The sequence below is a fragment of the Streptomyces sp. SS7 genome (genome assembly GCF_037993025.1).
In the GTDB taxonomy this organism is placed as follows: Bacteria; Actinomycetota; Actinomycetes; order Streptomycetales; family Streptomycetaceae; genus Streptomyces.
In genome coordinates, this window is the sequence record NZ_CP141223.1 from 5,317,984 (window position 1) to 5,341,052 (window position 23,069).

Here is a 23,069-nt window from a genome sequence, read left to right on the forward strand (position 1 = left end):
CTGCGCCCGCCGTCGCGGCGGTCGCCGCGGAGCCGCTGCCCCGGAGCGACCGGGACCTGCGCCCCCTCTCGGGCCGGGCCGCCGCCCGAGAGCGGTGGTTGCCGTGGGACCGGTCGTCGCCCTGGGGCAGCCTGTCGGGCCGTTGCCCGAGAGCGTCCGTGCCCCTGCGGTTCTTTCCACGTCGGCCGGGGCTCCGGGCGGCCTACCTGTGTGCGTCCTGGCGCTGGGGCGCTGCCCCCCGCCTGCCGTCAACCGGGTCGTCGTCCGCAGACGCCCCTTCCTGTGGTTGCCGTTGTGGCCGGTCGTTGCCCGGGGGTAGGTCACCCGCGGGTGTCCGCTGCCGGGCCGCTGTCCGCACGCGCCCCTTCCTGTGGTTGCCGTTGTGGCCGGTCGTTGCCCGGGGGTAGCTCACCCGCGGGTGTCCGCTGCCGGGCCGCTGTCCGAGGGCGTCCGCGCCTGCTGTTGCCGTAGCGCCAGCCGTTGCCCGAAGGGGCCGCACCCGCAGGCATCCGCGCCGGTGCAGGCCGTTGCCGTGGTGTCGGTCGGCGGTCGTTGGCTCCTCGTTGAGGTGGACGTAGACGCACCTGGGCCCGCCCCCCGAGGCAGTCGGGGGGCGGGCCCTTTGGCCTCGCGGTGGCACCGCCATGCAGCACCGCGAGGGGTTCGTGGTGTGCCTCGGTCAGCCGAAGCGGCCCGAGATGTAGTCCTCGGTGGCCTGGACGGACGGGTTGGAGAAGATGCGCTCCGTGTCGTCGATCTCGATCAGCTTGCCGGGCTGGCCGACGGCGGCGAGGTTGAAGAAGGCCGTGCGGTCGGAGACACGCGCCGCCTGCTGCATGTTGTGCGTCACGATGACGATCGTGAAGCGCTCCTTCAGTTCGCCGATCAGGTCCTCGATGGCGAGGGTGGAGATGGGGTCCAGGGCCGAGCAGGGCTCGTCCATGAGGAGGACCTTCGGCTCCACGGCGATCGCGCGGGCGATGCACAGACGCTGCTGCTGGCCGCCGGAGAGGCCGGAGCCCGGCTTGTTGAGGCGGTCCTTCACCTCGTTCCAGAGGTTCGCGCCCTTGAGGGACTTCTCGACGATCTCCGAGAGCTGCGACTTCTTGTAGTTGCCGTTGAGCCGCAGGCCCGCGGCCACGTTGTCGAAGATGGACATCGTGGGGAACGGGTTCGGGCGCTGGAAGACCATGCCGATCTCGCGGCGGACGGCGACGGGGTCGACGCCCGCGCCGTACAGGTCCTCGTCGTCCAGCAGGACCTTGCCCTCGACCCGGCCGCCCGACGTCACCTCGTGCATCCGGTTCAGCGTGCGCAGGAACGTCGACTTGCCGCAGCCGGACGGGCCGATGAAGGCCGTCACCGTGCGCGGCTCGACCGTCATCGAGATGTCCTCGATCGCCTTGTGGGTGCCGTAGTAGGCGGTGAGCCCGCTTACATCGATTCGCTTGGACATGGTTACTACTTCACTTCCGTCTCGGTCGCTGAGCTGAGGGGCCGCGTCAGCGACCGGTCTTCGGGGCCTTCCAGCGGGCGATGGCCCGGGCCACGAGGTTGAGGATCATCACGAAGGCGATCAGCGTGAGCGAGGCCGCCCAGGCACGGTCGTACGCCGCCGTGGAACCGGCGCTCTGCGAGTACTGCTGGTAGATGTACAGCGGCAGAGACGCCTGCGCGCCCTCGAAGGGGTTGTTGTTGATGAACGGGTTGCCGAAGACGAGGAGCAGGACGGGGGCCGTCTCACCCGCGATACGGGCGATCGCCAGCATGACGCCGGTGATGATGCCGCCGATAGAGGTCGGGACGACCACCTTGAGAATGGTGCGCCACTTCGGGACGCCGAGCGCCAGGCTCGCCTCACGCAGTTCGTTCGGGACGAGCTTGAGCATCTCCTCGGTCGAGCGTACGACCACCGGCATCATCAGGATCGCCAGCGCGAGGGAGCCCGCGAAGCCGAAGGGCTGCATGTCGAACATCAGCATGAGGCTGAGGATGAACAGACCCGCGACGATGGACGGGATGCCCGTCATGACGTCCACGAAGAAGGTCACTGCCTTCGCCAGGCCGCCGCGGCCGTACTCGACGAGGTAGATCGCCGTCAGGATGCCGATCGGGGCGCCGATCAGGGTGGCGAGGCCGACCTGCTCCAGGGTGCCGATGATGGCGTGGTAGATACCGCCGCCCGGCTCGGAGTCGGCGACGACTCCCATGGAGTGGGTCAGGAAGTAGATGTCCAGGACCTTCACGCCGCGCACGACGGTGGTCCAGAGCAGGGAGACCAGGGGGACCACGGCCAGGACGAACGCCACCCAGACCAGGGAGGTCGCGATGCGGTCCTTCGCCTGACGGCGGCCCTCGACCTTGGCGGCGATGCCGTAGGTGCCGGCGATGAACAGGAGCCCGGCGATCAGGCCCCACTGGATCTTGCTGTCCAGGCCGGCGGCCAGGCCGATCCCGACGGCGACGACGACCGAGCCGCCGGCGATCGCGTACGGGGACCAGCTGGGCAGGCTCGCGCCGCGCAGCGTGCTGGGGCGCTTGTCGGCGACTGCGGTTGCGTGGCTCATGCGTTGGCCCCCGAGTACTCCTTGCGGCGGGCGATGATCATGCGGGCCGCGCCGTTGACCAGCAGGGTGATGACGAAGAGGACGAGACCGGAGGCGATCAGCGCGTCACGGCCGTACTCCGTCGCCTCGTTGAACTTGCTGGCGATGTTCTGGGCGAAAGTGCCGCCGCCGGGGTTCAGCAGGCTGGCGTGGATGTCGAAGTCGGGGGAGAGGACCGTGGCGACGGCCATCGTCTCGCCGAGCGCGCGGCCGAGGCCGAGCATGGAGGCCGAGATGACACCGGAGCGGCCGAAGGGGAGCACCGCCATGCGGATGACCTCCCAGCGGGTGGCGCCGAGCGCCAGGGCCGCCTCCTCGTGCATCTGCGGGACCTGGCGGAAGACCTCGCGGCTGACGTTGGTGATGATCGGCAGGATCATGATCGCCAGGAGGATGCCGACCGTCAGCATGGAGCGCGGCGCGCCCTCGTCCCAGGAGAAGATCCCGGTCCAGCCGAAGTAGTCGTTGAGCCAGCCGAACAGTCCGTCCATGTGCGGCACGAGGACGAGGGCGCCCCAGAGGCCGTAGACGATGGAGGGGACGGCGGCGAGCAGGTCCACCACGTACGCGAGGGGGCCGCTCAGGCGGCGCGGGGCGTAGTGCGTGATGAACAGGGCGATCGCCACGGCGATCGGGACCGCCAGCGCCATCGCGATGATCGACGACACGACCGTGCCGAAGGCGAGGACGGCGATGCCGAACTTCGGCGGGACGAGGCCGGTGTTCCACTCGAAGGCGGTGAGGAAGTTGGCGTCGTCCTTGCTGATGGCGAGGTAGGCGCGGTAGGTCAGGAAGACCGCGATCGCCGCCATGATCACCAGCAGCAGGATGCCCGACCCGCGGGAGAGACCGAGGAAGATCCGGTCGCCGGGTCGGGTGGCGCCGTGGGCCACGCGCTTCTGGGGGCCGTCGGCGGAGGTCGTGGGGGGAGGAGTGTCGTGGGGCGGGGGTGCGCCGTCGGCGCCTGTCTTCTGCGTGGATATGTCCATCGGGGTCTCCGGTCTGCGGAGCCGCTGCGGGAGTGGGCGGCTCGGGCGGGGCCGACCCTCGGGCGGCCCCTGGCGGCGGTGCACCGGACGGGTGCGGTCCGGTCCGGGTCTCCCCGGTACCGGACCGCACCTTCAGATCAGCTCAGGCCGTCGATCGTGGTACGGACCTTGGAGATGATCGCGTCGGGGATCGGCGCGTAGTCGATGCCCGAGAGGATGCCCTGGCCCTCGGTGGAGGCGATGTAGGTCAGGAACGCCTTCGTGGCCGGCAGGGTGGCGGCCTTGTTGCCCTTGTCGCAGGCGATCTCGTACGTCACCAGGGTGATCGGGTAGGCGCCGTCGGCCTTGGTGGTGTAGTCGAGCTTCAGCGACAGGTCGCTGCCGGTGCCGACGACCTGAGCGGCGGCGACGGCCTTGGTCGCGCCCTCGGAGGAGGCCTTGACCGGGGCGGAGGCGCCGGTGTTGATGGAGACGACACCCAGGCCGTCCTTGGCGTACGACAGCTCCATGTAGCCGATGGCGCCGTTGGTCTGCTTCACGCCCTGGGCGACACCGGAGGAGCCGGCGGCGGACTGGCCGCCCTTGGCCTGCCAGGCCTTGCCACCGGAGTACTTCCAGTCGCTCGGGGCGGCGGCGATCAGGTACTTGGTGAAGTTGTCCGTCGTACCCGACTCGTCGGAGCGGTGGTACGGCTGGATCTTCAGGTCGGGAAGCTTCGCGCTGGGGTTCAGCTTCTTGATCGCGGCGTCGTTCCAGTTGGTGATCTTGCCGTCGAAGATCTTGGCGATCGTCGAGGCGTCGAGCACCAGGTCGTCCACGCCGGAGACGTTGTACGCGACGGCGATCGGGCCCGCGACCATCGGCAGGTCGATGCCCTGGCCACCGGAGCAGACCGACTTGGAGGCGGTGACCTCTTCGGGCTTCAGCGCGGAGTCCGAACCGGCGAAGGCGACCTGGCCCTGGGTGAAGGCGGTGACGCCCGCGCCCGAGCCGGAGCCCTTGTAGTTGACCTGGACGCCCGAGCAGGCCTGCGTGAAGTTCTTCACCCAGGCGTCGATCGCGTTCTTCTGCGCGGAGGAGCCGTCGGCCAGGAGCTGGCCCTTGGCGTCGTCACACTTGATCGAACCGGCGGCGGCGGTCGCGGAGGAGCTGCTGCTGCTGTTGCTGCTGGAGCCCGTGTCGTCGGAACCGCACGCCGTGAGGGCCAGGGCGCCGGAGACGGCGAGAGCACCGAGGGTGAGGGCCCGCCGGTTCATGCGCTGAAGCTTCACTTGAGGGAGATCCTTCCAGTAGCCGCCGTCCTGAATTCGGCGGCGTGCGAAAGTCATGGGTGGCACGGCCGGGGTCCTCGGACCGCGCACCGCACCGGGTAAGGCTGAAATTAGGCAGATCAGGTGAAGGCGCCTACGGGCGCGAGTGAACGGCGGGTGAACCCATGGGGAAGGCCCGGTTAGGTCACGGAACGCTTACGCTGAGGACACAGCGCGGTCCCGGGTCAGGTGAGGCGCAGGGTGTTCAGGAGGGCGTCCACCAGGTCACGGTCCCGGGGCTGGGTGAGGCGGGTGCGGGCCGCCGACGGTGACAGCCACAGGAGGCGGTCTACCTCGTCGTTCGGGCTGAAAGCGCCGGAGACGGCCTCCGCCGCCCAGTAGCGGACCTGCTTGGGCCGGCCGTTCGCGTAGTAGCTCACGGTCGGCAGCACAGCGCCGGGCTCCGCCCGGTACCCGGTCTCCTCCCCGACTTCGCGCAGGGCGCCGGTCAGCGGGTCCTCCCCCCGCTTGAGCTTGCCCTTGGGGTGTGACCAGTCGTCGTATTTGGGCCGGTGGACGAGGCACACCTCCAGTTCACCGCCACTCGGCGAGCGCCGCCACAGGACGCAGCCCGCGGCCTGTACGGGGGTGGTCTGCAGGGGGGTCCGGTTCGGGGAACTCACTTCGTCCTCACCGCCTGGCTTCCTACGTTCCGGTGTTCCGACGTCCTGGCCTGATGTCTTCCCGGCCGCCTGTCCTCCTGTTTACGGGCTGCTGTCCCGCGTCTTACGGCGGGGTGTCCATGACGTGCCGACCGCTGCTGTTCGACCTCTGCTGTTCGACCTCTGCTGTTCTACGACATGACCGCCGGGGTGCGCACCTCGGCACCGTCCCTACGGCGTACCGACGGTCTGCTTCTGCCAGCAGTGCTGGAACGCGTACCGCGCGGCCTCCACCTCGTGCCGCTGGTCCGCGTGCAGCACGCCGAGCGCGTACGCGGTGGCCGGCGCGATCCGGGGCGTGCGGGCCGCCTGGGCCGCGGCGGCCGCCGCCTCCGAGGCGTCCCGGTGCCGGTCGAGGGCCTGGCCCGCGGTCAGCAGCCGCACGTCCAGGGGCGCTCCGGGGCCGTGCAGGACCTCGCAGGCGTAGCGGTGCAGCCGCAGCAGCAGCCGGACCTGGTGCCACGGGGCGTCCTGAGGGTGCGGGGCCGGGTCCGGGGAGAGGCCGTGGATCAAGGCCTCCGCGTTGTAGGGGCTGCCCGCGGTGAGGAGGGGGAGGGTGGCGACGGCGTCCGCGAGGCGTTCCTCGGCGGCCGCGGCGAGGGGGCGCAGGTCGGTGGTGGGGGCGGCCGGGGTGAGCCGGACCTCGCTGGCGAGGACCGCGACCTGGTCGGCGACCGCGTGGAAGCGGGAGGAGCCGAGGGCCTGCAGGGCGGTGCTGTGGGCGCGGGTGCGGGCGAGGGTGAGCTGGCGGTCCAGGAGGGCGCCGGCCTTGGCGGCGCCGACCGTGAGGTTGGCGCGGTCGGGGTTCGCGGTGGTGCGGGTACCGCCCGGGGCGGCTGCCGCTCGCTGGGTGACGGGGGCCGCGGCGCCGCCGCCCCGGCTGCCCGCCGCCGTTCCGGTTCCGGGCGTGCGGGTTCCCGCCGTGCGGGTCCCGGCCGTTCCGGTTCCAGGGGCTCCCGGTGTCTGTGGCTGGGGCGGGACCGGCGCGGAGCCCGAGAGGCGGTGCAGGGCGAGGAGCAGGCGTTCCAGGCGGGCCTCGTATGCGTGTTCGAGGGCCAGTGTGCCCGAGAGCCAGGCCAGTTCCGGGCGGATCTGCTCCGACCACTCGGGGTCGAGGAGCGGGCGGAAGGTGTGCAGGCTGCCGCTGATCCGGCGGGCCGTACGGCGCAGGGCGCGCACCGCGTCGACGGCGTCCTCCGCGCCGCCCGGCGCACCGGAGGACGCACCGGGGCCGGCGGCCGACGCGGCGCCCGCCGCCGTACCGCCGCCTCCCGTCTCCCGGTGCAGCCGCAGCGCACGGAGGAAGTCCGTGGCCTGGGCCCGCAGATAGCCCGCCAGGGCGTCCCCGGTCACGGGCCCGGGGACGACGCCGGGCCCGGCCGCCGAGTCCGTCACGTCATGGTGTTGCTGTGCCACGCCGGCGCCTCCGGGCGTCTATGAGCATCTCCTGGACGTTGCGCAGGGGCTGGCCGTCCGGGTCGGTCGCGTGCCGGATCCATTCGCCGTCCGGGCCGAGGTGCCAGGAGGAGGTGGCGTCGGACATGCCCGTCTCCAGCAGGCGGTTCAGGGCGGCCCGGTGTGCCGGGTCCACGACCCTGACCATGGCCTCGATACGGCGGTCGAGGTTGCGGTGCATCATGTCGGCGCTGCCGATCCACACCTCGGGCTCGCCGCCGTTGCCGAAGGCGAAGACCCGGGAGTGCTCCAGGAAGCGGCCGAGTATCGAGCGGACCTTCACGTTCTCCGACAGGCCGGGCACGCCGGGGCGCACGGCGCAGATGCCGCGCACCCACACGTCGACGGGCACGCCCGCCTGGGAGGCCCGGTAGAGGGAGTCGATCAGGGCCTCGTCGACGATCGAGTTGACCTTGACCCGGACGTACGCCGGACGCCCCGCGCGGTGGTGCTGGATCTCCTTCTCCACCCGGGAGATCAGTCCGTCGCGCAGCGACTTGGGGGCGACGAGGAGACGGCGGTAGGTCTCGCGGCGCGAGTAGCCGGAGAGCCGGTTGAACAGGTCGGAGAGGTCGGCGCCGACCTGCGGGTCCGCGGTGAGCAGCCCGAGGTCCTCGTAGAGCCGGGCCGTCTTCGGGTGGTAGTTGCCGGTGCCGACGTGGCTGTAACGCCGTAGCGTCTCGCCCTCCTGACGGACCACCAGGGACAGCTTGCAGTGCGTCTTCAGGCCGACGAGGCCGTAGACGACATGGCAGCCCGCCTCCTCCAGCTTGCGCGCCCACTTGATGTTGGCGTGTTCGTCGAAGCGGGCCTTGATCTCGACCAGCACGAGGACCTGCTTGCCGGACTCGGCCGCGTCGATCAGCGCGTCCACGATCGGCGAGTCGCCGGAGGTGCGGTACAGGGTCTGCTTGATCGCGAGGACGTCCGGGTTGGCGGCCGCCTGCTCCAGGAAGGCCTGGACGGAGGTGGAGAAGCTGTCGTACGGGTGGTGCAGCAGCACGTCACGGCTGCGCAGGGCGCCGAAGATGTCGGGAGGGGAGGCGGACTCCACCTCGGCGAGGTCGCGGTGCGTGCCCGCGATGAACTTCTTGTACTTGAGCTCGGGCCGGTCGAGGCCGTGGATACGGAAGAGACCGGTGAGGTCGAGCGGGCCGGGCAGCGGGTAGACCTCCGCCTCGGAGATCTTCAGCTCGCGCACCAGCAGGTCGAGCACCGTGCGGTCGATGGACTCCTCGACCTCCAGGCGCACCGGCGGGCCGAACCGGCGCCGCATGAGCTCCTTCTCCAGCGCCTGGAGCAGGTTCTCGGCGTCGTCCTCCTCGACCTCGAGGTCCTCGTTGCGGGTGAGCCGGAAGGCGTGGTGCTCCAGCACCTCCATGCCCGGGAACAGCTCCTCCAGGTGGGCGCCGATGACGTCCTCGATGGGGACGTACCGGCCCGGGGAGGCCTCCAGGAAGCGGGAGAGCAGCGGCGGCACCTTGACGCGCGCGAAGTGGTCGTGCCCGCTCACCGGGTTGCGGACGACGACCGCGAGGTTCAGCGAGAGACCCGAGATGTACGGGAAGGGGTGCGCGGGGTCGACGGCCAGCGGGGTGAGGACCGGGAAGATCTGGTGCCGGAAGAGTGTGAACAGGCGGGCCTGTTCCTTCTCGGTCAGCTCGTTCCAGCGGACGAGGTGGATGCCCTCCTCCGCGAGCGCGGGGGCGATGTCCTCGTGGTAGGTCGCGGCGTGCCGGGCCATGAGCTCGCGCGAGCGGGCCCAGATCATCTCCAGCACCTCGCGGGGCTGGAGTCCGGACGCGGACCGGGTGGCGACGCCGGTCGCGATACGGCGCTTCAGCCCGGCCACCCGGACCATGAAGAACTCGTCCAGGTTGCTCGCGAAGATGGCGAGGAAGTTCGCCCGTTCGAGCAGGGGCGTGTTCGGGTCCTCGGCGAGTTCGAGCACCCGCTCGTTGAAGGCGAGCCAGCTGCGCTCCCGGTCGAGGAAGCGGCCCTGCGGGAGGCGGACCCCGTCGGCCTGCGACTCCTCGTACGCGTCGAGGTCGGCGTCGATGTCGGGTTCCAGATCGGAGACCGCGGCCGCGACGGTGTGCGGGCGGTGCGCGGCTATGGAGCCCACGGAGGGCTGCGGGTGCTGGACATCGGCCTGAGGGGCGTGTGACTGGCTCATGGACCCATTCTTCCGCGCCAGCAGCGATACGGGCGCGTCAGAACGTGCAGGCGGGAGCATGACGGGCTGCCCGTCGGGGTCGTTCCCCTCGGGGGGCGGCGAGGCCTCGGGCGCGGCGGGCTTCATTCGCCGAGCCTTGCAAGGCCGTCTTAACCAGTGGTTACGGAGACATGGCGTGCGGGATATCTGGGGGCGGCCCGCGGGCGTCGGGGCCGGGCGGCGGTGGGGGAGACGCTGCCGGGGTGCGGTGGCGCCGGGGGCGGTGACGGGGGCGGGGCGCGTACGGCCGTCTCCCCCGCGGAGGGACGTACGCACCCCGGGCTCACTGGGGCCCCGCCGGTTCAGGCCGTGCGCCGGCGCACCAGCCGGTAGACGGCCACGGTGGCGAGGACGGTGACGGCGAGCACGATCCCCGTCTCCAGGAGCTGGATCGGCCAGTAGTGGGACTCGGGGTGGTAGGAGGCGTAGTAGCCGGTGAGGCCCAGGTCGTCGACGCAGCGCCGCATCTCTGCGGCGCTGCCGTCGCACTGCCAGGACGCGAAGTTCGCGACCCGCCGGCCGTGGAGCAGCGCGCCGTTCTCCACCTGCCACGCGGCGTCGGGGATGTGGGGGTAGCCCTTCGTCGTCGAGGTGCTGGTCACCGTGGGCCACAGCCGGGCGCGGTACAGCGAGAGGATGAAGGAGAGCGCCCAGGTCGTGCCGGTGGCGACGGCGAGGGCGGGCAGCGCGCGGCGCAGCAGCAGCCCGGCGAGCGCGCCGACGGCGAGGGCGCACAGGACGTACGCGACGGCCGCCGGGCCGCGGGCGTTGAACCCGTCGGTCATCCAGGCGTCGTAGAGGAGGTCCCGGTTGCCGTCCCAGACCCAGCGGAAGAGGAGGACCAGGGCGGTGGTGCTCGCGGTCAGCACCAGCGCGGGGACGGTGAGCTTGGCGGTGAGCCAGCGGACGGGGCTGATGCCCTGGGTCCACGCGAGGTGTGCGGTGCCGTTCTCCATCTCGCGGCCGATCAGCGAGCCGCCGGCGAAGGCGGCCACCACGACGAACGAGTAGCCGAGGCCCAGACCGATCAGGCCCATGCCACTCATGAAGTACGCCGTCGTCGTGTCGCAGAAGTCCTGGCCCGCGCGGTCACAGATTTCCTGGGCGGCGCGCTCGTCGGCGGCGGTGACCGTGCCGAGCCACACCAGGCAGCCGCTCAGGCCGACGACGACGAGCGTCCAGAGGACGAGCGCGGTGCGGTGCAGCCGCAGGACCGTACGGACGGTGCCCCAGGAGGCACCGGGGGACACGGCCTCGGTGGTGGGCTGCGGGGCGCCGGTTCGCGGGCGGGCGACGGCGGTCATACGGCTGCCTCCTGAGCGGGGAAGGGCGGGCGGTCGGGGAAGGGTGAGCGGGCGGGGAAGGGCGGGCGGTCGGGTCGGGGAGGGGTGCTCACGGGGCTCACAGGGCGCATGGGGCTTACGGGGCTCACGCCAGGGCCTCCTTTGGGGCGGCCGGGGTGAGGGGGGCGGCCTCGGGGTTGCGCAGATAGGCGAGGAGGAGCTCCTCCAGGGAGGGCGCCGAGGTGCGCCAGTCGTCGGCGAGGCGGCCGGCGGGGCGGATCAGCGCGGTGACCTGGCGGCCGGTGACGCGGGACTCGACGACCGTGTGCGCGGAGAGACCGGGGAGCCCGGCCACCGCCGTGCCCGCCGTACCCGCCCCGCCCTCCGTGGCATCCGTGGCCTCCGCCGTGGCGCTCACGCGCGCGTGGGCGGCCAGCAGCTCGTCGATCTCCCCGGCGAGCCGCACCCGGCCGCGGCCGACGAGCAACAGGTGGTCGCAGGAGTCCTCCAGCTCGGCGACGACGTGCGACGACATCACGATCGTCGTCCCGTGCTGTGCCGCCTGGGACATGAGCGCGCCCATCAGCTCGTGCCGGGCGAGCGGGTCGAGGTCGGCCATCGGCTCGTCCAGGAGCAGCAGCTCGGGCCGCTTGGCGAGGGCGAGCGCGAGGGCGACCCGGGTGCGCTGGCCGCCGGAGAGCGCGCGGATCCTGCGCCGGGGATCGAGCTCGCCCGCGGCGACGATCCGCTCGGCGGTCGCGGCCTCCCAGCGGCCCGGGTTGAGGTGGGCGCCCATGCGCAGGGTCTCGGCGATCGTGAGGTGGGGGTGCAGCGGCTTGTCCTGGGCGACGTAGCCGACACGCGCGCGTGCGGACGCGGGGTCGGTGCCGAGGACGGTGACGGTGCCCTCGCTGGGGACCAGCAGCCCTGCGGCGAGGGAGAGGAGGGTGGACTTTCCGGCCCCGTTCGGTCCGACGACGGCGCAGACCCGTCCGGCGGGCAGCCGGAACGTGCAGTTCCGCAGTGCCCAGCCCCCGCGCCGGCCGAATCGCCTGCCGAGCGCGGTGGCCGCCATGGCGAGGTCGGTCATGAGGGGTCTCCTTCGGGGTGTGCGGGCTCCTTGCGAGCGGCCGGCGGGGCGAAGTGTTCTTCGAGTACGGCGGTGAAGAGCGCGGCGACGTCCTCGCGGTCCAGGCCGGTGTCCCGGGCGCGTACGGCCCAGGCGTCCAGTTCGGTGCGCAGGGGCGAGTCGGCCGGGGCGGTGCTCAGGCCGCGCCGCACGAACGTGCCGACTCCGCGCCGCGCCTCCACCAGCCCCTCGCGCTCCAGCTCGCGGTACGCCTTCAGCACGGTGTTCGGGTTGATGGCGGTCGCCTCGACGACCTCGCGGGCGGTGGGCAGCTTGTCCCCGGGCCGCAACACGCCGAGCCGCAGGGCCTGTTTGGTCTGCTGGACGATCTGGACGTAGGTGGCCACGCCGCTGTGCCGGTCGATGCGGTACTCGACCACGCGGATCAGCCCCCTTCCCCTGCTTTCACTAATTGAGTAGTGAAAGGGTGGTGGAAGGGAGGGGCGAAGTCAAGATCGAGAAGGCCGCCGGTTCGCCCCGGGCGCTTCCGCCCGAGACGCAACCGCCCTTCCCCGGACCCGTGATCGGGGCGAAAGGCCAGGTCGCGGGGGTGGGGGGCGGCGCGGTACGGCTCGAGGAAAATTCGTGGGCCGGATCGTGAACCGATCGGCGGGGCCGGACCGATGAGGGGATGTGAGCGAAACGAGAAGCGACGGGGAGCTGCTGCGGGCCATCGCGGCAGACGCGGACCGTCACGCCTTCGAGGAGCTGTACCGGCGGTTCGCGCCGTGGCTGACCGCGCGCATGCGCGGCCGCTGCGCCGACGCCGGGATAGTCGACGACGTCGTGCAGGAGACGTTCCTCGCGGTGTGGCGGGGCAGCGCCCGCTATCGCGAGGAGGGCGACGTGGCCGGCTGGCTGTGGCGGATCGCCGCGCGCCGGCTGGTCGACGCCCTGCGCGGCGACGGCGCGCGCGGCCGCCTGCGCCAGGTCCTGTCGCGCCTGCGCCACCGGGACGAGGCCTCGGCGGAGGAACGCGTGCTCGCGGGGGTGGAGCACGGGGACCTCGCCGGGGCCCTCACCCGCCTCTCACCGGAGCTGCGGGCCGTCCTCCAGGCGACCGTCATCGACGGACTCACCACCAGGGAGGCCGCGGTCCTGCTCGGCATCCCGCCCGGCACGGTCAAGACGCGGGCCCTGCGCGCCCGCAAGCAGTTGCGGGAGGCGCTGGCATGAGACGGATCGCGGACGACGGGGACGACCGCTCGTACGACCGGGACGACCGCTCGTACGACGGAGCCGACCGGCACCGGCCGAGGGAGGCACAGGCATGACCGAGGGAGGCACAGGCATGACGTGGCATGTGGCGGAGGACGATCTGCGGGCCTACGCCCTCGGCGAGTTGGCGCCACCCCTGCTGTGGTCCACCGACACGCACCTCACCCGGTGCGCGCAGTGCCGGGCCAGGCTCGCGGCCGGCACGGACCCCGTGGCGCTGGACCTGGCCTGGGAGCGGCTGGACGCCGAACTGGACGCGCCCCGGCCGAGCCTCGTCGAGCGGCTGCTGGTGCGGATCGGCGTGGCCGACCACACCGCGCGGCTGCTCACGGCGACCCCGATACTGCGCCGTTCCTGGCTGCTGTCGGTGCTGTTCCTGCTGGTCATGACGGTGCTGGCGGTGCGGGTGGCGGACCTGCCCGGACTGTTCCTCGCGCTCGCCCCGCTGCTCCCGCTGGCCGGAGTCGCGCTGTCCTACGGCCCCGGACTCGACCCGACCTACGAGATGGCGGTCGTCGCCCCGCTGCACGGCTTCCGGCTGCTGATGATCCGCACCGTCGCGGTCCTCACCGCCGGCCTCGCGCTCAACGGACTGGCGACCCTCGCCCTGCCGGGGTACGGACTGCTGGCCCTGGCCTGGCTGCTGCCCGCCCTCGCCCTCACCACCACCGGCCTCGCCCTCTCCGCCCGGCTGGGCCCGGTCCTCGCACCCGCCCTGGTCGGCGGCGCCTGGCTGACCCTGCTGGCCGTGCTGGAGACCCGGCCGCACACCGCCGGCCCCCTCGCCCCCTTCACCGCGGCCGGCCAGTCCGTCGCCGCCGGGCTGGCGGTCGTCGCCGCCGTGCTGCTCTACCAGGCCAGGGACCGTTTCGACGCCCGCCCGCTGCGCGGCTTCGCGGACGGGGGCCCGGCATGAGCCCCGCCCGCACGGGCGGCGACCTCGCGGGCCCCGCCCGCCGAGCGCCCGCCTCCCCGACCTCTCCCCCTTACAGGACCTTCAGGAGCCCTGCGTGACCATCGACCCCCTCACCGAGCCCAGCACACTGCGGGCCGACGGGCTGGCCCTGCGGTTCGGCGGCACCCGTGCCCTCGACGGCGTCTCCCTCCGGCTGACGCGCGGCGTCACCGGACTGCTCGGTCCCAACGGCGCGGGGAAGACCACCCTGCTGCGGGTGCTGGCCACGGCCGTACCGGCCGACGACGGCCTCTTCACCGCCCTCGGTCACGACCCCCGCACCGCCGCCGGCCGCCTCGCCCTGCGCCGCGAGCTCGGCTATCTGCCCCAGACCCCCGGCTTCCACCCGGACTTCACGGCCTTCGAGTTCGTCGACTACGTGGCGATCCTCAAGGAGCTGACCGACCGGGGGGCCCGGCACCGCGAGGTCCGCCGTGTCCTGGACGCCGTCGACCTCTCCGACGTGCGCGGCAAGCGTCTCAAGCGGCTCTCCGGCGGGATGCGCCAGCGGGTCGCGCTGGCCGCCGCGCTGGTCGGCGACCCCGGATTCCTCGTCCTGGACGAGCCGACCGTCGGCCTGGACCCCGAGCAGCGCATGCGCTTCCGCGACCTGATCGCCCAGGCCGGCGAGGGCCGCACGGTCCTGCTGTCCACCCATCAGACCGAGGACGTGGCGATGCTCTGCCATCGTGTCGTGGTCCTCGCCGCCGGCCGGGTCCGCTTCGAGGGCACCCCCGCCGAACTGACCGCCCGCGCGGCGGGCCGGGTCTGGAGCAGCGCGGAACGCGCCCCGGGCGCACTGGCCGGCTGGCGCACCGGGACGGGCACCTTCCGCAACATCGGCGACCCGCCCCCCGGCGCCGATCTGCTCGAACCCACCCTGGAGGACGGCTATCTGCTGGCCCTGGACGGCGAGAGCGCGGAGGTGACGGCATGAGCCCCACCCCCGCAGCCCCCGACGCCCCGGTCACCCCGGCCGGCCCGCCGGCCGCGCCGCTCGACGAGGCGCCCCCCAGCGGCTCCGGGCAGCCCGACGAGCGCCGCCGCTTCGGCGCGGTCCTCGCCCTGGCCCGCTTCGAGACGCGCGAACTGCTGACGCAGGTCCAGACCCTGTTCTTCCTCGCCCTGTGCCTCGTCCTCGTCGTCGTGCAGATGGTGCGGCAGGAGGGCATGGACGACTACCCGATCCTCAACATGGTGGACCGGCAGACCCAGGGGGTGTCGCCGCTGTTCGCGCTCGCCGTGCTCGTCTGCGCGAACGCGGCCGCGCTGCGGTCCCGCAAGCACGGCACCGGCCATCAGCTCGACGTCCTGCCCATGGACCGGTGGCGGCGCACCCTCGCCCACATCCTGTCCGTGGTGCCCTTCGCCGCGCTCATCGGGCTCCTCGCCCTCGCGCAGTACTGGCGGGAGGCGCTCAAGCCGGGTGCGATCGGCCACGGCTCGCTCGGCGAACTCGCGGTGGGGCCGCTGACGGTCCTGCTGGCCGGGGTCGTGGGTGTGCTGCTGGCCCGCCTGATACCGCTGTCCTTCGCGCCCATACTGTTCGTCATCGTCTTCTACCTGGCCCTCGTCATCGCCGCCGACCTCGCCGGCCAGGGCAAGGGCTGGGCCTGGCAGTGGCTCAGCCCGGTCTCCCTGGACTCCCTGCCCAGCGGCGACCCCGTCCCCTCCGACCTGCTCGGCCGCCCCGCCGCCTGGCACGCCCTCTACCTGCTCGGTCTGTGCGCCGTGGTGGCCTGCGCGGCCCTGCTCCTGTCCGGCGGCCGCACCCGCGCCGTCAAGGCGGCCACGGCCCTCGCCCTGGCGACCACCGCGGTCGGGGTGATCGGCCAGGCACCCCGGGACGCGGCAGCCCTGGACGCGGCCCGCAAGGTGGCGACCGAGACGCCGCTGAAGGTGCAGTCCTGCACCCGCCACGACGGCTCGACGTACTGCTCCTTCCCCGAGTGGAACGGGGTACGGGACGACTGGGCCGCCGTGGTCCGGCGCGTGCGGTCCCAGGCGGGCGGCACCGCAGCGACGAGACCGCTGACGATCCGCCAGCGCATCGACCTCTCCGGCGGCGTGGAACAGGACAGCTCGCTCACCGCCCTCACCACGCCCGACGAGGTCACGGTCGGCACACACTGGGGCGGCAACCGCGTCCCCGAGTTCGCGGTCGGCGTCGCCTCCGTCCTGGTGGCCGGCACGGAGGACGTGACGAGCGGGCAGCTCTGCGGCGACGCCCGCGCGGTGACGATCATGTGGCTGGCGCTGGGCACCGACCCCACCCCACTGGCCACCTTCCGTGACGTCCGGATCGACGACAGCGACCACGGCTCCGCGGCGGTCCTCGCCCCCACCAGCGGGTTCTCCCTGGGGGCTGATCAGACGACGGTCGTCCGGGAGCTCCTGGACCGCCCGCGGGCCGAGATCACCGAGCGGGTGAAGGCCCACTGGACGGAGCTGACGTCCGCGTCGACGACGACGGTCCGGGCCGCCGAGCTGCTGGGCGTCCGGGCACCGAAGGAGGCGAGCACGTGCGAGGAGTAGAGGAGACCGGCGGAATGAAGGACGACGGCGCTAAGGCCCGCGCGGACGAGGCCGTCACGGCGACGGTGCACACGAGCAGCCGGCCCACCTCGGCCCAGCTGCGCCCGCTGCTGGTGCCGGTCTGGCGCACTCTGCCCCGGCGGGCCCTGACGATCGCCGGCGCGGTGGGCCTCCTGGTCGCGGCGAGCACCCGCCTCCCCGACCACGCCCCGGGGGCCGAGCCGGGTCTGGTCGTCCTGCGCCTGACGGCACTCTCCGGCGCCCTGGGCCTGGCCTTCCTCCTGGACGACCCGGCCCGCAACACCAGCGCGACCACTCCGATCGCCCGCCCGCTGCGGACGGTCCTGCGCCTGGCGATGGTGCTCCCGCTGACCGCCTTGTGGTGGACGACGGCCCTCCTCCTCGTGCCCTCGCCGAGCCGCCCGCCGCTCCTCCCGGTCACCCTCCAGGCGGCGGCGACGACCGCGGCCGCCCTGGCCCTCGCCACGCTCGCCGTCCGCTTCTCGGACTCCCCCGAGGTGGGCAGGAGCACGGCGACATGCCTGCTCACGGCATCCGCGGTGGCCGTCCTGACCCCCAGCCGCTGGGGCCTGCTGGCCGCGTTGTCCGACCCCTGGTGGGAACCGACGCAGCTGCGTTGGGCGGCGGTCCTGGTGGTGACGCTGGCGGTGTGCGCGCTGTGGACCCGGGAACCGCTCGGCCCGGGGAAGGCGCTCAGGCGGCCGGGGTCCCCTGGTGGAAGTACATCCGCCAGCCCGTCGCGGTGAGACGCCACAGGGAGCTGCGCCACACCCGGCGGCCCCGGTGCTCGGAGACATAGGTGAGATGCACGAGCCCCGGAGCGAGAAGGGTCCCGGTCATCTCACCGACCTCGACCGGAGCCTCGGCGGAGACCTCGCCGTCACCGGTCACGGCGAGGATCGTCTCCGCGTCCCACCGGCGCCCCGAGGCCCCGATCTCCTCGAACTCCGGATCCAGCAGTGCCAGCACCCGCTCGCGGGAGGCACGCACCTCGGGATCGAGCAGCGACAGCTCGCCCCCGACGGCCGCCCGCACCGACTGCTCCTGATCGTCCGTCACGTCTCCGTCCGGTACATCAGGTCCGTCTCGTGGGTGACGAAGCCCAGGCCCTCGTACACCGCCACCGCCGCCTTGTTGTCGGCGTCGACGTACAGCATGGCCGTGGGCAGTCCCTGGTTGGCGAGGTGCCGCAGGCCGATCGTGGTGAGGGACTTGCCGAGACCGCCGCCCTGGGCGCCGGGGGCGACACCGAGGACGTACACCTCGCCGAGCTGTTCCTCGGCGTGGACCTTGGTCCAGTGGAAGCCGATGAGTTCGTCGCCGCGGAAGGCGAGGAAGAAGCCGGCGGGGTCGAACCAGGCCTGGGCCTTGCGGTCGTCGAGGTCGCGCTGGACCAGCGATCCCTGCTCGGGGTGGTGGGCGAAGGCCGCGGCGTTGACGGCGAGCCAGGCGGCGTCGTCCCGGCCGGGCTCGAAGGTGCGGACGGTGACCCCCGCTGGCAGCACCGGCTCGGGCAGCGCGAGGCCGCTCAACGGCCGCCGCAGCTGACGGAGTTCGCGGAACAGGGTCAGCCCGAGGACCTGGGCGAGATGGCGGGCGGCGGAGTGCCCGCCGTGGGCCCACACCCGCAGCCGCTTGCCGGAGGCGGCGAGCAGCGCGGCGCCGAGGGCGCGGCCGTGGCCGTGGCCGCGGTGGGAGGGGTGGACGACCAGCTCGGCCGCCGGGGCCTCGATCGGGTCGGTGTCCTCCAGCTGGGCGTAGCCGATGAGTTCGCCGCCGACGGTGAGGACCAGATGGGAGACGCCTTCGCGGGAACCCCCGCGCAGTTGCAGCCGGCCCTGCTCGGACACCGCCTGCTGCCCGTCCGTGCGGAGGGCCTCCGCGAGCAGGTCGAGGACGGCATCGGTCTGTTCGGGGGAGAGCTCGACGAGGGTCTCGATGGATCGGGAGCCGTAGGGCCGTGCGATGTCGTCGCTGGTCATGCGTACGAGGGTAAGGGGAGGGAGCCGCAAAGTGGGGGCAAAGGGGAGGGCAAAGGGAAACCAGGATGTAACCCGGAACCCCCTGTCGCGCTACGCGCGTTGACCTTAGGCTGCGCCGGACGGGCCACCTACCTCAGCCGATTCACAGGGGGGCGCATGCCAGCCACTTCCCAGCCGGACCCGGGCCGCAGACGTCGTACGTACCGTCTGCTCGCGGCCGCCGCCACGCTCGCCACCGCGGGTGCGCTGGCCGCGGCGCTTCCGGCGGACGCCCACGACGCACACCACGGCAAGCCGCTGCCGAGCCGTTACCAGGACGTGCAGCTGCTGTCGTTCAACGATCTGCACGGCAACCTGGAACCGCCGTCGGGCTCGTCCGGCCGGGTGACGGAGCTTCAGGCGGACGGCACGTCGAAGACCATCGACGCGGGCGGTGTCGAGTACCTCGCCACCCATCTGCGCGAGGCCCGCAAGAACAACGCGTACTCCATCACCGCGGCCGGCGGTGACATGGTCGGCGCCTCCCCCCTGATCTCGGGCCTGTTCCACGACGAGCCCACCATCGAGGCGCTCAACAAGCTGGACCTGGACGTCACCTCCGTCGGCAACCACGAGTTCGACGAGGGCGCGAAGGAACTGGCCCGGCTCCAGTACGGCGGCTGCCACCCGACGGCCGGCTGCTACACGGACAAGAGGTTCAAGGGCGCCGACTTCCCGTACCTGGCGGCCAACGTGCTGAGCGAGAAGACCGGCAGGCCGATCCTCGCGCCGTACTGGGTGTGGAAGAAGAAGGACGTCAGGATCGGCTTCATCGGGGTGACCCTGGAGGACACCCCGGGCGTCGTCTCCGCCGACGGCGTCAAGGGCCTGAAGTTCAAGGACGAGGTCGAGACGATCAACAAGTACGCCAAGGTGCTCCAGCGCCAGGGCGTGAAGTCGATCGTGGCGCTGATCCACGAGGGCGGCCAGCCGGCGTCGGGCGCGTACAACTACAACTGCGACTCCCCGGGCGCCGGTGACGGCATCTCCGGTCCCATCGTGGACATCGCGAAGAACATCTCCCCGTCGGTGGACGCGCTGGTGACGGGCCACACCCACGCCGCGTACGTGTGCACGATCCCGGACCCGGCGGGCAACCCGCGCATGGTCACCTCGGCCGCCTCCTTCGGCCGTCTCTACACGGACACCACGCTGACGTACGACCGCTTCACCGGCGACATCGCGCGCACGTCCGTGAAGTCGGCGAACCACGTGGTCACCCGGACCGTCGCCAAGGCCCCGGACATGACCGAGCTGATCAGCAGGTGGAACACCCTCGCCGCCCCGATCGGCAACCGCGCCATCGGCTACATCTCGGCCGACGTGCCCAACACGGGCACCGAGTCCCCGATGGGTGACCTGATCGCGGACGCGCAGCTGGCGTACGGCAAGGGCCTCGACCCCGAGACCGACCTCGCGCTGATGAACCCGGGCGGCGTCCGAGCCGGCCTCACCTACGCGGCCAAGGGCAGCGAGGGCGACGGCGTGGTGACGTACGCCGAGGGCTTCACGGTCCAGCCGTTCTCCAACACCGTGAACCTCCAGGACTTCACCGGCGCCCAGCTGATCCAGGTCCTCAAGGAGCAGGTCAGCGGGTCGAACGCGGCGGCGCCGAAGATCCTCCAGCCGTCGGCGAACCTGACGTACACGCTGGACCTGACGAAGAGCGGCGCCGACCGGGTCGTCACCGACTCCATCCGGCTGAACGGCGCGGCCGTCGACCCGTCGGCCACCTACCGCATCGCCACCAACAGCTTCCTCGCGGGCGGCGGCGACGGCTTCACCACCCTCGGCCAGGGCACGGGCGACCTCGTCGGCACGGACGACCTCACGGCCCTGGAGCAGTACCTGACCGCCAACTCCTCGGCGACCAGCCCGATCACCCCGCCGGCGGCGAACCGGATCACGATCGTCCAGTAGCTCACGGCTCATCCCCGGACGAGGCCGTCGCGTCACCGACGCGGCGGCCTCGTCCAGTTCTCCCTGCCGGGGCCCGCGGTCAGGAGGCCGACGGCGCTTCCAGGAGAAGCCGCCCTCTCCAGTTCGGCGAGCGTCTTCACGGTGACGGTCTTTCCGTCCCGGCCGCCGTACGTCCCGTTCTGGCCCATGGGGGGGCGTCGCGGGAGGGTCGCCGCCCGGGACGGAAAGGGGGCCGTACGGGGGAAGTCCCTGGTGCCGTCGGCGCTACGGCGTCTGCGGCGCCTCGGGCGGAGGCGTCGGCGCCCCCGGCAGCCGTACGGTGGCCACCGTGCCGCCGCCGTCCGCGCGGGCCAGGTCGACCCGGCCGCCGGCCTGCTCGACCGTGCGGGCCACGATGGACAGGCCGAGGCCGGAGCCGGGGAGGGCGCGGGCGCTGGGGGAGCGCCAGAAGCGGTCGAAGACGTGCGGGAGTTCGTCCTCGGGGATACCGGGGCCGTGGTCGCGGACGGTCAGGACACCGCGGCTCAGCCCGACGTCGACGGTGCCGCCTTCGGGGCTGAACTTCACCGCGTTGTCCAGGATGTTGACCACCGCCCGCTCCAGCGCGGCGGGCTCCGCCCGGGTGAACCAAGGCTCCAGGTGGGCGTTGATGGTCAGCTCGGGGCCGCGCAGCCGGGCCCGGCGCAGCGCCGCCTCGACCGTGTCCTCCAGGTCGACCACCTGGACGCGTTCACCGCGCTGGCCCTCCGAGCGGGACAGCTCCTGGAGGTCGCCGATGAGCGAGGCCAGCTCCGTCATCTGCGCCTTCACACTCGCGAGCAGCGCCTTGCGGTCGGCGGCGGGGATGGGGCGGCCGGTCTCCTCGCTGCGGGTGAGCAGCTCGATGTTGGTCCGCAGGGAGGTGAGCGGCGTCCGCAGCTCGTGCCCGGCGTCCGCGATCAGCTGCTGCTGGAGCTCACGGGAGTTGGCGAGGGAGGCGGTCATCGAGTTGAAGGACCGGGACAGCCGGGCGATCTCGTCCTCGGCGTCGTCCTCGACCGGGATGCGCGTGCTCAGGTCGTCCGTGCGGGCCACGTGCTCGACGGCCTCGGTGAGCTTGTCGACGGGCCGGAGGCCTGCGCGCGCTACGGCGAGACCGGCGGCGCCGGCGCCGAGGACTCCGACACCGGAGACGAGGAGGAGGATGAGGGCGAGGTCGTTGAGGGTCTTCTCGGTGTTCTTCAGCGGGAGGGCGATGAGAACGGAGGCCTTGGGCAGGTTGGGGCTGTTCGGGGTCAGGGGAAGTGTGAGCACACGGACGCTTTCGCCGTCCGAGGCGACTCCGTTGCGGAAGATCCCGTCGGTGCCGTCCTTCGCCACCGTCTTGTCCGCCTGGGTGACCTTGACCAGGCCCACCGAGAAGTCCATGACGCAGGCCGTGCCGTCCTCCAGGACCACCTGCATGTACGTGTTGGGCCCGAAGCCGTTGCGCGTCGTGGTCTGGGTGCAGTTGGTGACCGCGTCGTTGGCCTGATCGCCGAGACGGCCCATCGCCGCGGCCTTCCGCAGGTCGTTGTTCACCTGCTCGTACAGCTTCCCCTGCACGATGAACCAGCACGTCACCGAGACCGCCGCCACCGCGAACGCCACAGCGGCAGCGACCAGCATCGACAGCCGCGCCCGGATCGGCAGCGTCCGGAAGCGGCGGACCAGCTTGTTCACTCCGCGCCGCCCTGGCGCAGCACGTACCCCACACCCCGCACCGTGTGCACCAGCCGCGGTTCGCCCGCCGCCTCGGTCTTGCGGCGCAGGTACATCACGTACACGTCCAGGGAGTTGGAGGACGGCTCGAAGTCGAAGCCCCACACCGCCTTCAGGATCTGCTCGCGCGTGAGGACCTGACGCGGGTGCGCCATGAACATCTCCAGCAGGGTGAACTCCGTGCGGGTCAGCTCGACGGGCCGCCCGGCCCGGGTGACCTCGCGGGTCGCGAGGTCCATGCGCAGGTCGGCGAAGGTGAGTGCCTCGTCCTCCTCCACGACGGCCGTGCCGGCCGCCGCCGCGTAGGAGCTGCGCCGCAGCAGCGCGCGGACCCGGGCGAACAGCTCGTCCAGTTCGAACGGCTTGACCAGGTAGTCGTCGGCGCCCGCGTCGAGCCCGGTGACCCGGTCGCCGACCGTGTCCCGGGCCGTGAGCATCAGGATGGGGGTCGTGTCGCCCGCGCCCCGGATGCGGCGCGCGGCCGTCAGGCCGTCCATGCGGGGCATCTGGATGTCGAGGACGACCAGGTCGGGGCGGTAGGCCGTCGCCTTGTCCAGGGCGTCGGCGCCGTCGACGGCGACCTCCGTGTCGTATCCCTCGAAGGCGAGGCTGCGCTGGAGGGCTTCACGCACCGCCGGCTCGTCGTCGACGATCAGGATGCGCTGGATGTCACGGTCGCCTTCGGCGGGGCTCATGGGCGTGGATCCTCGGGTGCGGTGGGGCGGACGGGGACGAGACCTTCAGCCTCGCATGCTTCCCGGTCCGTGCGTGAAGAGAGAACAGCGGGGGATCAGCCGCGCACCGCGGTGAGGCGGTTCAGCGGAACCTTGCGGCGGTGCGGGCGGGTGGCGGGCGTGCGCAGGCCCATCAGCTGCGGCGCCGCCACCTCCGGGGCCCGTACGACCGTCTGCCGCACGCTCTCGTGCAGCTCGTACGCCACGTCGAGGGCCAGGGCGAGGTCGGCCGCGCCGACGCCGGTCACCGTGTGCGAAACCTGCTTGATCATGACG

Annotated in this window: 22 protein-coding genes; 6 read left to right on the top strand and 16 right to left on the bottom strand. The window is 72.3% G+C overall.

Annotated features, from left to right (window positions below):
* Window positions 1-679 precede the first annotated feature (679 nt).
* The 10 genes from pstB to U5640_RS24615 all read right to left on the bottom strand — a co-directional run bounded on the left by pstB (window position 680) and on the right by U5640_RS24615 (window position 12,029).
* Window positions 680-1,456, bottom strand: coding sequence for a phosphate ABC transporter ATP-binding protein PstB (gene pstB, locus U5640_RS24570; RefSeq protein WP_067251735.1), 777 nt, complete (start codon window positions 1,454-1,456; stop codon window positions 680-682).
* 46 nt (window positions 1,457-1,502) lie between these two features.
* Window positions 1,503-2,567, bottom strand: coding sequence for a phosphate ABC transporter permease PstA (gene pstA / locus U5640_RS24575; protein ID WP_340377902.1), 1,065 nt, complete (start codon window positions 2,565-2,567; stop codon window positions 1,503-1,505).
* Window positions 2,564-3,595, bottom strand: coding sequence for a phosphate ABC transporter permease subunit PstC (gene pstC, locus U5640_RS24580; protein ID WP_340377903.1), 1,032 nt, complete (start codon window positions 3,593-3,595; stop codon window positions 2,564-2,566). The genes pstA and pstC overlap by 4 nt, the downstream gene beginning before the upstream one ends.
* A 137-nt stretch (window positions 3,596-3,732) precedes the next feature.
* The gene (gene pstS / locus U5640_RS24585; protein ID WP_340377904.1) at window positions 3,733-4,866 is read right to left on the bottom strand and encodes a phosphate ABC transporter substrate-binding protein PstS; all 1,134 of its coding nucleotides are present in this window, start codon (window positions 4,864-4,866) and stop codon (window positions 3,733-3,735) included.
* Between the two features lie 224 nt (window positions 4,867-5,090).
* A complete protein-coding gene (locus U5640_RS24590) occupies window positions 5,091-5,528 on the bottom strand; it encodes an NUDIX hydrolase (RefSeq protein WP_340377905.1) in 438 nt (145 codons plus the stop codon).
* A 210-nt stretch (window positions 5,529-5,738) separates the two neighbouring features.
* Window positions 5,739-6,983: a CHAD domain-containing protein gene (locus U5640_RS24595; protein ID WP_340377906.1), complete on the bottom strand. Its 1,245-nt coding sequence runs from the start codon at window positions 6,981-6,983 to the stop codon at window positions 5,739-5,741.
* Window positions 6,964-9,198 carry an RNA degradosome polyphosphate kinase gene (locus U5640_RS24600; RefSeq protein ID WP_340377907.1) on the bottom strand — a complete coding sequence of 745 codons (2,235 nt, stop codon included), beginning with the start codon at window positions 9,196-9,198 and terminating at the stop codon, window positions 6,964-6,966. Before U5640_RS24600 ends, U5640_RS24595 begins: the two co-directional genes overlap by 20 nt.
* A gap of 341 nt (window positions 9,199-9,539) precedes the next feature.
* The gene (locus U5640_RS24605) at window positions 9,540-10,541 is read right to left on the bottom strand and encodes a hypothetical protein (protein WP_340377908.1); all 1,002 of its coding nucleotides are present in this window, start codon (window positions 10,539-10,541) and stop codon (window positions 9,540-9,542) included.
* Between the two features lie 124 nt (window positions 10,542-10,665).
* Window positions 10,666-11,610 (bottom strand): ABC transporter ATP-binding protein, encoded by a 945-nt coding sequence (locus U5640_RS24610; RefSeq protein WP_340377909.1) that lies wholly within the window; start codon window positions 11,608-11,610, stop codon window positions 10,666-10,668.
* The gene (locus tag U5640_RS24615; protein WP_340377910.1) at window positions 11,607-12,029 is read right to left on the bottom strand and encodes a GntR family transcriptional regulator; all 423 of its coding nucleotides are present in this window, start codon (window positions 12,027-12,029) and stop codon (window positions 11,607-11,609) included. The genes U5640_RS24610 and U5640_RS24615 overlap by 4 nt, the downstream gene beginning before the upstream one ends.
* Before the next feature lie 253 nt (window positions 12,030-12,282).
* Here U5640_RS24615 and U5640_RS24620 point away from each other — a divergent pair, with 253 nt between their 5' ends.
* The 5 genes from U5640_RS24620 to U5640_RS24640 all read left to right on the top strand — a co-directional run bounded on the left by U5640_RS24620 (window position 12,283) and on the right by U5640_RS24640 (window position 17,124).
* On the top strand, window positions 12,283-12,825 hold the full coding sequence (locus U5640_RS24620) for an RNA polymerase sigma factor (protein ID WP_340377911.1): 543 nt from the start codon (window positions 12,283-12,285) through the stop codon (window positions 12,823-12,825).
* Window positions 12,826-12,940: 115 nt separating this feature from the next.
* The gene (locus U5640_RS24625; protein WP_340377912.1) at window positions 12,941-13,783 is read left to right on the top strand and encodes a zf-HC2 domain-containing protein; all 843 of its coding nucleotides are present in this window, start codon (window positions 12,941-12,943) and stop codon (window positions 13,781-13,783) included.
* Window positions 13,784-13,877: 94 nt separating this feature from the next.
* Window positions 13,878-14,759 (top strand): ABC transporter ATP-binding protein, encoded by an 882-nt coding sequence (locus tag U5640_RS24630; RefSeq protein WP_340377913.1) that lies wholly within the window; start codon window positions 13,878-13,880, stop codon window positions 14,757-14,759.
* On the top strand, window positions 14,756-16,357 hold the full coding sequence (locus U5640_RS24635; RefSeq protein ID WP_340377914.1) for an ABC transporter permease: 1,602 nt from the start codon (window positions 14,756-14,758) through the stop codon (window positions 16,355-16,357). The genes U5640_RS24630 and U5640_RS24635 overlap by 4 nt, the downstream gene beginning before the upstream one ends.
* Window positions 16,345-17,124, top strand: coding sequence for an ABC transporter (locus U5640_RS24640; RefSeq protein WP_340377915.1), 780 nt, complete (start codon window positions 16,345-16,347; stop codon window positions 17,122-17,124). Before U5640_RS24635 ends, U5640_RS24640 begins: the two co-directional genes overlap by 13 nt.
* Here U5640_RS24640 and U5640_RS24645 read toward each other — a convergent pair.
* Both U5640_RS24645 and mshD read right to left on the bottom strand, forming a co-directional pair.
* A complete protein-coding gene (locus U5640_RS24645; RefSeq protein ID WP_340377916.1) occupies window positions 17,072-17,437 on the bottom strand; it encodes a DUF4440 domain-containing protein in 366 nt (121 codons plus the stop codon). The two genes, U5640_RS24640 and U5640_RS24645, sit on opposite strands and share 53 nt — an antisense overlap.
* A complete protein-coding gene (gene mshD / locus U5640_RS24650; RefSeq protein ID WP_340377917.1) occupies window positions 17,434-18,360 on the bottom strand; it encodes a mycothiol synthase in 927 nt (308 codons plus the stop codon). The genes U5640_RS24645 and mshD overlap by 4 nt, the downstream gene beginning before the upstream one ends.
* A 156-nt stretch (window positions 18,361-18,516) precedes the next feature.
* On the opposite strand from mshD, the gene U5640_RS24655 reads away from it, so the two are divergent.
* Window positions 18,517-20,319: a bifunctional metallophosphatase/5'-nucleotidase gene (locus U5640_RS24655; protein ID WP_340377918.1), complete on the top strand. Its 1,803-nt coding sequence runs from the start codon at window positions 18,517-18,519 to the stop codon at window positions 20,317-20,319.
* A 32-nt stretch (window positions 20,320-20,351) separates the two neighbouring features.
* On the opposite strand, the gene U5640_RS24660 is transcribed toward U5640_RS24655, so the two are convergent.
* From U5640_RS24660 to U5640_RS24675, 4 genes are all read right to left on the bottom strand, one after another.
* Window positions 20,352-20,507, bottom strand: a complete 156-nt coding sequence (locus tag U5640_RS24660) for a hypothetical protein (RefSeq protein WP_340385715.1) — start codon at window positions 20,505-20,507, stop codon at window positions 20,352-20,354.
* 76 nt (window positions 20,508-20,583) lie between these two features.
* On the bottom strand, window positions 20,584-22,020 hold the full coding sequence (locus U5640_RS24665) for a HAMP domain-containing sensor histidine kinase (RefSeq protein WP_340377919.1): 1,437 nt from the start codon (window positions 22,018-22,020) through the stop codon (window positions 20,584-20,586).
* Window positions 22,017-22,754, bottom strand: coding sequence for a response regulator transcription factor (locus U5640_RS24670; protein WP_340377920.1), 738 nt, complete (start codon window positions 22,752-22,754; stop codon window positions 22,017-22,019). The genes U5640_RS24665 and U5640_RS24670 overlap by 4 nt, the downstream gene beginning before the upstream one ends.
* A gap of 95 nt (window positions 22,755-22,849) precedes the next feature.
* Window positions 22,850-23,065, bottom strand: a complete 216-nt coding sequence (locus tag U5640_RS24675) for a hypothetical protein (protein ID WP_340377921.1) — start codon at window positions 23,063-23,065, stop codon at window positions 22,850-22,852.
* Between the last annotated feature and the right edge of the window lie 4 nt (window positions 23,066-23,069).

Coding starts and splice junctions, on each gene's coding strand:
- pstC (WP_340377903.1), bottom strand. CDS start 3,595: ATGGACATATCCACGCAGAAGACAGGCGCCGACGGCGCACCCCCGCCC.
- U5640_RS24625 (WP_340377912.1), top strand. CDS start 12,941: ATGACGTGGCATGTGGCGGAGGACGATCTGCGGGCCTACGCCCTCGGC.
- mshD (WP_340377917.1), bottom strand. CDS start 18,360: ATGACCAGCGACGACATCGCACGGCCCTACGGCTCCCGATCCATCGAG.
- U5640_RS24635 (WP_340377914.1), top strand. CDS start 14,756: ATGAGCCCCACCCCCGCAGCCCCCGACGCCCCGGTCACCCCGGCCGGC.
- U5640_RS24610 (WP_340377909.1), bottom strand. CDS start 11,610: ATGACCGACCTCGCCATGGCGGCCACCGCGCTCGGCAGGCGATTCGGC.
- U5640_RS24675 (WP_340377921.1), bottom strand. CDS start 23,065: ATGATCAAGCAGGTTTCGCACACGGTGACCGGCGTCGGCGCGGCCGAC.
- U5640_RS24600 (WP_340377907.1), bottom strand. CDS start 9,198: ATGAGCCAGTCACACGCCCCTCAGGCCGATGTCCAGCACCCGCAGCCC.
- U5640_RS24605 (WP_340377908.1), bottom strand. CDS start 10,541: ATGACCGCCGTCGCCCGCCCGCGAACCGGCGCCCCGCAGCCCACCACC.
- pstB (WP_067251735.1), bottom strand. CDS start 1,456: ATGTCCAAGCGAATCGATGTAAGCGGGCTCACCGCCTACTACGGCACC.
- U5640_RS24660 (WP_340385715.1), bottom strand. CDS start 20,507: ATGGGCCAGAACGGGACGTACGGCGGCCGGGACGGAAAGACCGTCACC.
- U5640_RS24670 (WP_340377920.1), bottom strand. CDS start 22,754: ATGAGCCCCGCCGAAGGCGACCGTGACATCCAGCGCATCCTGATCGTC.
- pstA (WP_340377902.1), bottom strand. CDS start 2,567: ATGAGCCACGCAACCGCAGTCGCCGACAAGCGCCCCAGCACGCTGCGC.
- U5640_RS24655 (WP_340377918.1), top strand. CDS start 18,517: ATGCCAGCCACTTCCCAGCCGGACCCGGGCCGCAGACGTCGTACGTAC.